8 protein-coding genes are annotated in these 8,115 nt (G+C 71.8%); 3 read left to right on the forward strand and 5 right to left on the reverse strand.

The annotated features are described in order from the left end of the window. The first annotated feature begins 36 nt into the window (after nucleotides 1–36). A complete protein-coding gene (locus ACIA73_RS36555; protein WP_399443275.1) occupies nucleotides 37–1,017 on the forward strand; it encodes a LysR family transcriptional regulator in 981 nt (326 codons plus the stop codon). Between the two features lie 69 nt (nucleotides 1,018–1,086). Here the strand turns inward: ACIA73_RS36555 and ACIA73_RS36560 are convergent, their stop codons facing one another. From ACIA73_RS36560 to ACIA73_RS36570, 3 genes are all read right to left on the reverse strand, one after another. Further along, nucleotides 1,087–1,392 (reverse strand): 4a-hydroxytetrahydrobiopterin dehydratase, encoded by a 306-nt coding sequence (locus tag ACIA73_RS36560; RefSeq protein WP_399443276.1) that lies wholly within the window; start codon nucleotides 1,390–1,392, stop codon nucleotides 1,087–1,089. Nucleotides 1,393–1,437: 45 nt separating this feature from the next. Further along, complete coding sequence (locus ACIA73_RS36565) at nucleotides 1,438–2,487, reverse strand: isopenicillin N synthase family dioxygenase (RefSeq protein WP_399443277.1); 1,050 nt, start codon at nucleotides 2,485–2,487, stop codon at nucleotides 1,438–1,440. Nucleotides 2,488–2,720: 233 nt separating this feature from the next. Continuing rightward, nucleotides 2,721–3,317 (reverse strand): GNAT family N-acetyltransferase, encoded by a 597-nt coding sequence (locus tag ACIA73_RS36570; protein WP_399443278.1) that lies wholly within the window; start codon nucleotides 3,315–3,317, stop codon nucleotides 2,721–2,723. Nucleotides 3,318–3,377: 60 nt separating this feature from the next. Here ACIA73_RS36570 and ACIA73_RS36575 point away from each other — a divergent pair, with 60 nt between their 5' ends. Next, a complete protein-coding gene (locus ACIA73_RS36575; protein WP_399443279.1) occupies nucleotides 3,378–4,184 on the forward strand; it encodes a helix-turn-helix domain-containing protein in 807 nt (268 codons plus the stop codon). Nucleotides 4,185–4,378: 194 nt separating this feature from the next. Continuing rightward, the gene (locus ACIA73_RS36580) at nucleotides 4,379–5,026 is read left to right on the forward strand and encodes a hypothetical protein (RefSeq protein ID WP_399443280.1); all 648 of its coding nucleotides are present in this window, start codon (nucleotides 4,379–4,381) and stop codon (nucleotides 5,024–5,026) included. Between the two features lie 8 nt (nucleotides 5,027–5,034). Here the strand turns inward: ACIA73_RS36580 and ACIA73_RS36585 are convergent, their stop codons facing one another. Both ACIA73_RS36585 and ACIA73_RS36590 read right to left on the reverse strand, forming a co-directional pair. Next, nucleotides 5,035–6,855 carry a hypothetical protein gene (locus tag ACIA73_RS36585; RefSeq protein WP_399443281.1) on the reverse strand — a complete coding sequence of 607 codons (1,821 nt, stop codon included), beginning with the start codon at nucleotides 6,853–6,855 and terminating at the stop codon, nucleotides 5,035–5,037. Next, nucleotides 6,852–7,913 (reverse strand): ATP-binding protein, encoded by a 1,062-nt coding sequence (locus tag ACIA73_RS36590; protein WP_399443282.1) that lies wholly within the window; start codon nucleotides 7,911–7,913, stop codon nucleotides 6,852–6,854. The genes ACIA73_RS36585 and ACIA73_RS36590 overlap by 4 nt, the downstream gene beginning before the upstream one ends. Nucleotides 7,914–8,115 lie beyond the last annotated feature (202 nt).

Genomic DNA, 8,115 nt, shown 5'->3' on the forward strand with positions numbered 1-8,115 from the left:
ATTGCCGGGGGTATCCGCGCCCCATAACTTGCCGGTATGGAGCTGGAGTTGCGCCACCTGCGAACCGTAAGAGCCATCGCCGACGCCGGGAGTCTCACCAAGGCCGCAGCGGCGCTCGGGCTGGCGCAGCCCGCGCTCAGTACGCAGCTGCGGAGGATCGAGCGGGCGCTGGGCGGGCCGCTGTTCGACCGGGATCACACCGGGTCGCGGCCCACACCGCTGGGCGAGCTGGTGCTCGACCGGGCGCGGGTGCTGCTGCCCGCGGTGCGGGAGCTTCAGGAGGACGCCGTCCGGTTCGCCAACACCTGGGCGAACCTGGACCGGTTCCGGCTCGGGGCGACACACGGTCCGTTGCTCGGCGGGCTGGTGGATCAGCTGGCGACGGCGCGGCCCACCGTGCCGGTGACGACGTACACCACCTGGTCGGTGACGGAGATCAGCACCATGCTGGTGGAGGGGCGGCTGGACTTCGCACTGATCGGTACCTGCGGAGAGAGCCGGCCGCCCGCGACGGACCGGCTCACCTGGGAGGTGGTGGGGGTCGATCCGGTGTTCGTGATGCTTCCGGAGAGGCATCCGCTGTCCGGGGAACGGGAGTTGGAGCTGTCGCGGCTGTCCGGTGAGTGCTGGACGGACGTGCCGGGTGAGGGGTGTTTCTCGGACTGCTTCACGGCGGCGTGCGCACGGGCCGGGTTCGCCCCGATGCAGGTGTACGAGACGGATACGGCGTCCTGCATGCACCTGGTGCAGGTGGGGCGGGCGGTGGGTCTGTGCCGGGCCACCTTCCCCGCCACGCCGGGAATCGTGACCGTTCCGCTGGTGGGGGCGCCGCTGTCCTGGCGGCATCTGCTGGGCTGGCACCCGGGAGCCCCCGCGGCCGAGGCCGCGAGGGCGGTCGCCGGGTACACCGCAACGGCGTATCGGGAAGCGATCGCCCGCAGCGCCACCTATCCGCGGTGGCTGGCCACCGGCGCCGTCCCCGGTTTCGGCGCGCGGGGCGGGGCCTCGTACCACTAGAGGAGCACGGGAGGACGCCCGCGAGCCTGCGCTACCGGGGCACGGGGGCGCTGGGGCACAGGGGTGCGGTCAGGCGGCGCCGAGCCCCGGCGCGATGTCCTCGACGCGGCGGGCGAGCGCGAAGTCCAGCTCGGTGACCGCGCCGCCGGCACTGTGCGTGTTCACGGACAGCGAGAGGGTGCGGTAGCTGAGCAGGAGGTCCGCGTGGTGGTCCAGCTCGTCCTGGATGGCGGCCACCTGGACGACCATCGCGGCTGCCGCGAAGTGCGTGCCGAGGCGGTACGTCCGGGCGATCCGGCTCTCCTCAAGTGACCAGCCCGGGAGCTCGCGCAACCGGTCCTCGATCTCCTTCTGCGACAACGGCTCCTGGGCCATGGCCGGACTCCCTCCACTACCGCGTCAAGGACTGCGTGCTTCCGGTCAGCCTGCCACCTTCCGGTCGAAGTTGGCGCTGATCCGCTGCTGGAGATACTCCTCGGCGGTGATCGGCGGGTACTTGCGGCCGGGTCCCTCGATGAGCACGTCCCGGTTGGCCTGGGCGAAGAAGGCGATGCTGTAGCGGGCGCCCTGGTCCTCGTCCGGACCGGGGGTCTTCACCCGGTGGAAGTTGGACGGGAGGGCGTCATCGCTCCAGCGCATCAGCATGTCGCCGATGTTGCAGGTGATGGCGTCCTCGGACGGGGTGATCGGCGTCCACTCCTGCGCCTGGGCCTCCTTGCCGGGGCAGACCTGGAGGCCACCCTGGCCCTCCTGCTGGAAGAGCAGAGTGAGGCAGTCGAAGTCGGTGTGGGCTCCGGCCCGCCACAGTCCGAGGCCGCCGCGCGCCTCCTCGGGGACGGCGAAGTAGTGCAGCATGCGCAGCGCGCTGCGGTAGGAGTCCTGAGAGGGGTCGTGGGCGTCGGCGAAGAAGTCGCGGGCGAAGCCGAGGCGGTCGGCGAAGCAGGAGAGCACCCGCATGGCGACCTCCCAGCACTGGGCCTCGAAGCCGAGCATGGTTTCCCGGAAGCCCGCCAACTCGGTATCGGTGGGCCAGAGTTCGTCCATGTAGGGGCGGGTGATCTGGTACGACTCCTTCTGGTCCGGGGTGCCGATGGACGGCCGTACCTGGGTCTTGGACTCCCAGCCCGCGTTGAGCCCCTTCCTCAGGGTGTACTGCGCCTTGGTCTCCTCCGGCAGTGCGAAGAAGTCCCTGGTGGTGGCGAACGCCCGGCGTACGGCGGCGAGGTCGATGCCGTGGTGGTGGATCTGGAAGAAGCCCACCTCGACGGCCGCGTCCCAGAGCTGCTGGGTGATCTCCTCGCGGCGGTCCTCGAAGTCGGAGAGGTCGATACGGCGGATCTCGCGGTCGGTGCGCTCGGTGCCGGCACCGCCCATGCGGGCCTCGCGGTCGAGCTCGGTGAGGGCCGGGGCCGGGGCGCCGGAAGGGGCGTCGGGCCCGGTCGCGCAACCCTGCTGTGTCATCTGTGTCATCGCGGCAGTTCTCCCTGGTAGGGGTTCACAGGTATCGGCATCCGGGTGCAGTCACCGCCCCTGCACCCCACGGGACCGTCGAGGACGGCCCGCGGCTGGCATGAAGATCATGCGCGATGCGGTGCAGCCAACCGCGTGCAGGTTTCGCCCAGGCTTCCGGCCGTAAATTCGCCGTTACGGGCGGCCGGAGCCCCCTCGCCGCTTCGGCCACAAGCCGCCGCTCCGGCCACGCGTCACCCTTCCGGCCACGCATCGCCCCGCACTCGCGCGTGCAGGTGCTCGTCGTGCCAGCCGTCCGCGTGCAGCAGGGCGCTGCGCATGGTGCCCTCGTAGGCGAATCCCGCCTTCTCGGCGACCCGGCAGGACGCGGGGTTGCGGGTGGAGTGGGTCAACCGCACCCGTTGCAGGCCGAGTTCGTCGATCGCCCAGCGGGTCACCGCGAGAGCTGCCTCGACGGCCAGGCCCTTGCCGCGTCCGGCGGGCAGCACCCAGTAGAGGACCTCACCCATACCGTGGGCGAGGAGGAGGTCACCGATGCCGATGGTGCCGACCACCTCTCCCCCGCCGGGCTCCGCCATCGCCCAGATGGCGGCCTGCTCGCTGTGCCACCTCTTGTTCCACCGGTCGATGCGTCGCTCCGCCTCCGCGAGGTCCACCCGTCCCGGCCGGTTCCAGTGCTGGATCGCCGGGTCCTGGCCCGCCTCCACGAACCTGGGTGCGTCCGAGGCACGCCAGGGCCGCAGCTCGATCCCGCTCGGCAGCGCGAGCACCGGCTGCTCCCCTTCGCGCATCCGTCCGGCGGGGACCACCTCTGCTACGTCGTAGGTCATCGGCCCATACTGCCAAAAGCCCGGTGACAGGCCCGCACCTCCTGCGGTTACCTTCATGCCATGACAACCCTCGCTGTGGAAAAGGGCGTTGGCGCCATGCTGCGCCACTGGCGCGAGACCCGCCGGCTCAGCCAGCTGGAGCTGGCCCTGCGCGCCGACTCCTCCGCCCGCCACATCAGCTTCGTCGAGACCGGCCGCTCCCGGCCCAGCCCCGAGATGGTGCTGCGGCTCGCCGAGCACCTCGACGTACCGGTGCGGGAGCGCAACGATCTGCTGCTCGCCGCCGGGTACGCCCCGCAGTACGCCGAGACCCCGCTCGACGACCCGTCCATGGAGGGGCTGCGCGCGGGCATCGACCAGTTGCTCCAGGGGTACGAGCCGTACCCGGCGCTGGTCGTCGACGGCACGTACCAGGTCGTCGCCGCCAACCGGGGCATCGCGATGCTCCTCACCGGGGTCGCCGGCCATCTGCTGGCGGAACCGAACGCGATACGTCTGGCCCTGCACCCGGAGGGCTTCGCCCCGCGCATCCGCAATCTTCCCCAGTGGCGCGGGCACCTCCTGCACCAGATGCAGCGGCAGATCGCCCTCGACCGGTCCGGCGCGCTGCGTGAGCTGTACGACGAGGTGGCGGCCTATCCGCAGCCTCCGTCCCACCCGCACACGTCCGGTACGGCCGACCCGCCGGTCGCCTACTTCGCGCTCCCGCTCCAGATCGAGCACGACGGACGGGTGCTCTCCTTCGTGTCGTCCATCTCCACCTTCAACACCCCGATGGACGTCACGGTCGCCGAGCTGGCCATCGAGACCTTCCTCCCGGCGGACCGCAGCACGGTCGAGTACCTGCGGACGGTGGAGACCTCCTGAGTCACCTCCCCGCCGTCCTCCTGGCCCGTCGGGGGCAGGCGGCGGCAGGGGCGGGGCGGAAGGGCCGGGTGCGCGTACGGGTGAATCCTCGGCAACCGACGGCACGGTGGCGGGGGGTCGGGCGGCGGGCGGTGCTCGGATGGGCCCCGTTCAATCGGCCCGGCCGTCCCCACGGCCCTATCGGAAGGGGCCCCATGCCCGCCCGTCACACCGCTCGTAGCTCCACCGCCTGCGCACTTGCCGCCGTACCGCTGCTGCTGCTCGGCGCGCACGCGCCCGTGAGTGCCGCAGCCGACAATGCCCCGCCCGCCATGTCGATCTCCCTCACCAACGGTGTGGAGACGGTCGGCGCGGGCGCCGAGGTCGCCTACACGGTGACCGTGCAGAACCAGGGCGCGAAGAACCTTTCGGAACTGCGCATCGAGCAGGAGCTGCCCGCCGGCTCGTCCCACGCCGCGGCGGGTCAGCGGGCGAAGGTCGCGGGCGGCAAGGCGGTGTGGACGACGGATGTGCGGGCGCACGGCAAGGCCGTGCTGACGTCGTCGGCGAAGGTCGGCACCAAGGGGACGGGGGCGCTGCGGGCGGCCAGCACGGTCTGCGCGTACCTTCCCAAGTCCCAGGTGCCCGTGGTGTGTTCGAGCGACATGGACCTGCTGCCCACGGGCGCGCAGGCAGAGGGCGCGGCGCCGTTGCCGGGTCCGCGGGGTGTGGCGGCGCAGAGCACCCTGCTGGGGATGGATCCGAGCGTGGCGTTCGGTGCGCTGGCGGGCGTGGCGCTGCTCGCGGGCGGCGGCGCGTGGGCGCTGCGGCGGCGCGGCCGGACCGGTGGCGGGCTGCTCTGACGCGTCCGTCAGCGCACCCGGAAGACCGGGCCCCGTGCCGTGAACGGCAGCGACGCCCCCTGCGGGATCAGGAACGCGTGCTCGCGCCTGATCCGCAGGACGTCGGTGTATCCGTCGGTGATGATCAGCAGGGGGGCCGCGGCGGGAAAGTCGTCGGCGCGGAGCAACAGGTCGATCCCTGGCTGGAGTTGGGTGCCGCCGCGCCCCTTCACCCGTACCTTCCCGGCGATCTCGGTCAGGGGCAGGTAGCCCGCGTCGTACGCCGCCGCGTCGCAGAACACCACACGGGCCGCCGGTACGTCGCGGGCCTCGGCGTACGAGGCGATGGCGCCCAGCGCCTTGCCGAGCAGGGTGGTGTTCATGGACCCGGAGGTGTCCAGGACCACGCCGAAGGTGCAGCGGGCGATCTCCTCCGGCGGGAAGTAACGGCCCGCGCGCGGGATGCCCGGGGTGGACGCCTGACGGCGGGAGGGCCGGGAGTACGTCCGCAGGGCCTCGGGCCGGGGCACGAACTCGTCGAACCAGCGGGCCAGTTGGGCGTCCCACGGGACCGGCGGGTGGGACAGCGCACGGATCTCCTGGACCAGCCCGGCGGGCAGCAGCCCTCGTTCGGCGTACCCGTGCAGGTCGAAGCCCTGGGTGAGGCCGCGCCGGTAGAACTCGTCGAGATCGATGTAGTCGGCGACCCCGCCGGTGGCACGGTCCAGCGGATGGTCGAGTACGTCGCCCAGGCCCTTGCCGCGCAGGGTGGCCAGGCGGCGCCGGCGGCGCAGGTCGGTGGTGATGCGGTCGTACACCTCCTCCGTGGACAGCCCCTTCAACTCGGCGTCGTACAGCAGCCCTTCGGGCATCTCGCCGACCCGCATCTCGATCAGCCAGCCGTTGATGACGTAGTCGGCGGCGACATTGAAGAGGTAGGGGTCGCGGGGGCCCGCACGCTCTGAGTGGCGCAGCGCGGCGTGCAGCATTTCGTGGGCGAGGACGAAGCGCCACTCCTCGTCGGAGAAGCGGCGCAGCGGGTTGACGTAGATCTCCCCCGCGGTGGCACTGACAGCGGCGATGGAGATGTCGTGGGCGCGGGCGAGTTCGGCGTCGGCGACCAGGGTGAGGCCGGCGGCGATGCCGCCGAGCAGCGGGTAGGAGGAGACGAACCAGTTGAGGGCGAGTTCCCAGGGGTGCCGGGGGACGCGCTCGCCGGTGGTGGCGTCGCGTCGGCCGCCCGCGACGTCCATGGTGGCGGAGACGGTGCGGGTGAGGGCGTGGGCGAAGGCGAGCTGCCAGTCCGGGGGCTTCTCCTCGTGGTGCGACCAGGGGGTGAGGAGCTGGTCGGGGGCGCTGCCGTTGGTTCCGCCGTAGCGGTGGATGTCCGGGATGCCGTCGCGGTGCCAGGTGGCGGCGAGCTGTTCCTCGTCGGTGCCGGGGTAGGCGGTCGGGATGTCGTCCGGTGCACGGCCCACGGGTGAGGAGGCGAGGAAGCGGTTGACGACGGTGCAGCGGGCGGCGATCTCGGCGGGGGTGGGCGGGTGGCGTTGCGAGGTGTCGGCCGGGACGTGGCCGAAGCCGAGGTGGAGGAGGGCGTGCGAGATCGCCCAGGCCCATTCGGCGGGTTCGGCGCGGCGCTTGTGGTGGGCGTGCAGGGTGCCGTTGGAGTCGACGGCGACCAGACCGTCGTGGGCGACGCTGCGGCACTTCTCGTTGCGGCAGACGCCCGCCTCGACGGCGGCGAGGGCGGGGTTGCGCTTGACCAGGGCGAGGCCGGCGGCGAAGGCCTCGGTGGCCGGATCGGGCTTGTTCTTACGTGACTTGGCGGTGCGCGCACCGGTGCTCAACGGCGGGCCTCCACCAGCCGGGGCATGTCGCGCGCCGCCTCCACCAGGAACCAGGCGGGCAGTACCGGCTGCCCGTCCGCGTCCTCGGCGATGACGGTCTGGGCGACCTCCACCGAGATCTCGGCAAGCTGGACCAGCAACGACTTCGCGCGGTACGCGGTCTGCTGCATCGCGGGCGAGACATGCGCCTTCTGCGCGGGCAGCTCCTTGGCGAGGCGGCCGCGGAAGGCTTCGGCGAGGTAGTAGAGCAGGTCGCGGTCCTCGGTCCGGTTCGGCCAGTTCGCGTCGCCCTTGAGGATCGCGTCGAGCCCGTACGCATGGCGGACGATCTTGGCGTATCCGCAGAAGGAGACGGCGTGCGAGGGGGTGAGCGTGCCGTGTGCGACCACCTTCAGCGTCTCCTCGTCGAGGGTCGGCCCGAAGGAGTGCAGCGCGTCGGAGAGCATGTGCCAGGAGCGCGGGGTGGAGAACGGCTCCTCGGTCTTGGGCGCGGGCGACCACAGGTGGTCGGGGCGGTCGGTGAGGTGGTCGACGATCCACGGGTGGATGCCGTTCTCCCCCGCCCAGACGAGCCAGTCGGTGGCGGACGCGCGCAGATGTACGTGGGTGAGGCGGTTGACCAGGGCGGAGGCGATGGGGCGGGCCAGCGCGTTGTCGGTGGAGCGGTTTCCCGCGCCGATGACGATGCTGCCCTCGGGGAGTTCGTAGCTGCCGATGCGGCGGTCCAGGATCAGGGAGTAGAAGGCCTTCTGGACGTCGGGGGTGGCGGCGTTCAGCTCGTCCAGGAAGAGGCAGTACGGCTCGTCCCGCGCGATGGCCTCCGGCGGGCAGAACACCGACCGCCCGTCGCGGATCTGGGGTACCCCGATGAGGTCCTCCGGTGCGAGCTGCGTCCCGAGCAGACTGACGCACTCCAGCCCGAGCGAGTCAGCGAACTTCCGCACCAGCGAGGACTTCCCGATTCCGGGCGCCCCCCAGAGGAAGACCGGCCGCACGGTCGCCAGCCCCAGCAGCAGCTCAGGAACCTGACCAGGAGTAACGCTGACAACAGCTTGCACGGGTGCCTTTCGAACCGGGGCGGATGAACCCCCAGTGTCGGCCGGGCGCTACACCCACCGCATCCCAATTACCCCCACCGACTGCGGAGCCGGGGCCGGGGCCGCGCACCCCCTTCGCTATGCCGCCACTTCCTCGGGCGGCGGGGCCGGGGCCCATAGCGATTACCCCCCCTAAATTGGCGGCGGGGGCCGCCCCCCCCCC

This window comes from Streptomyces sp. NPDC051561 (assembly GCF_044454195.1).
Lineage (GTDB): Bacteria > Actinomycetota > Actinomycetes > Streptomycetales > Streptomycetaceae > Streptomyces.

What these genes read in the sequence shown, in the direction of transcription:
- ACIA73_RS36555 (WP_399443275.1), top strand. Translation starts at nt 37, where the DNA reads ATGGAGCTGGAGTTGCGCCACCTGCGAACCGTAAGAGCCATCGCCGAC.
- ACIA73_RS36560 (WP_399443276.1), bottom strand. Translation starts at nt 1,392, where the DNA reads ATGGCCCAGGAGCCGTTGTCGCAGAAGGAGATCGAGGACCGGTTGCGC.
- ACIA73_RS36565 (WP_399443277.1), bottom strand. Translation starts at nt 2,487, where the DNA reads ATGACACAGATGACACAGCAGGGTTGCGCGACCGGGCCCGACGCCCCT.
- ACIA73_RS36570 (WP_399443278.1), bottom strand. Translation starts at nt 3,317, where the DNA reads ATGACCTACGACGTAGCAGAGGTGGTCCCCGCCGGACGGATGCGCGAA.
- ACIA73_RS36575 (WP_399443279.1), top strand. Translation starts at nt 3,378, where the DNA reads ATGACAACCCTCGCTGTGGAAAAGGGCGTTGGCGCCATGCTGCGCCAC.
- ACIA73_RS36580 (WP_399443280.1), top strand. Translation starts at nt 4,379, where the DNA reads ATGCCCGCCCGTCACACCGCTCGTAGCTCCACCGCCTGCGCACTTGCC.